Origin of the sequence: Tistrella bauzanensis (genome assembly GCF_014636235.1) — a bacterium.
GTDB lineage: Bacteria > Pseudomonadota > Alphaproteobacteria > Tistrellales > Tistrellaceae > Tistrella > Tistrella bauzanensis.
In genome coordinates this window covers 1-943 of the sequence record NZ_BMDZ01000194.1, presented here as the reverse complement: position 1 = coordinate 943, position 943 = coordinate 1, and the positions used below count along the sequence as shown (strand labels likewise).

General features: G+C 67.4%; 1 protein-coding gene. It reads right to left on the bottom strand.

Annotated features, from left to right (window positions below; translation table 11 throughout):
* Window positions 1-283: 283 nt before the first annotated feature.
* Window positions 284-850: a sulfotransferase domain-containing protein gene (locus IEW15_RS25535; protein WP_229708877.1), complete on the bottom strand. Its 567-nt coding sequence runs from the start codon at window positions 848-850 to the stop codon at window positions 284-286.
* Window positions 851-943: the final 93 nt, after the last annotated feature.

The following is a 943-nucleotide window of genomic DNA, read 5'->3' as shown; positions in this document are numbered from 1 at the left end:
TCTCGTCGATCAGCCGTGGCTCATCATGTCCATCGGCATGCGATCATGGGCACATGGGTGACCGTCCATGGGACTTGGTATTACCGGGAGTCGAAATTTGGCCAGGGAGGCAGTTGTCGAGAAGCAAAGGCTCATGTGCCGAGGCTAGCCATGCCAGACCTCTTGTCTTGATGTCCCGCCAGGACGACGCGGTCGGGACATGGCGGCGTCACCGCGCGGATCTGGTACGGGAGCGACTGGCGGGGGATGGAGATGCCGGGCTCGGCGACCATGGCACCGCCACTCACCCCTCCAGCGAATACCCCAGCGCGGCGAGGCCGGGGGCGCAGGCGGCGGTCAGGGCGGCGCGGGTGTCGGGGGGGAGGGTGGTGAACTTGGAGCGGGCGGGTTTGGGGATGCGGGCGACCGCGTCCAGCCAGCCGGCATCCTCCAGCGACGGGTCGATGAAGCGGATCATCCGGCGCAGGGTCTCGTGGGGGGATTGCTGGACGTCCTCGAACTTCAGCGACAGCAGCCGGTCGGGCGGCAGATCGGCGAAGACCTGTTGGCCCAGCAGGATCATCCGGCTCCAGAACTCGCCCAGATCGGCCAGCGTCACATCGCCCGCCAGCCGGCGGACGTTCAGGCGCGGGAAGATCAGCCGCTGAAGCCAGACATCCAGCATCCGCCCGCGCGGCTGGTGCAAGGGGCGGAAGCCATCGATGCCGAAGCGTCGCGACGCCTTCATCGCGCCCACCAGCACCCGGAAATTATGGTGATGGGCCATCGACATCGCGGTGTCGCGGCCGTCGCGATAGACATGGATCACCCGGGCCTCGGGAAACAGATGCAGCAGCTTGGCCGCCACCATCAGCGACCCGCCTGAGAGGCTGTCGCGCAATGAGCGCGGCGGGCTGGTTTAGAGCGTCACCGTCGCCTGGGACGGCGTGAGGCGGCCCGTCCT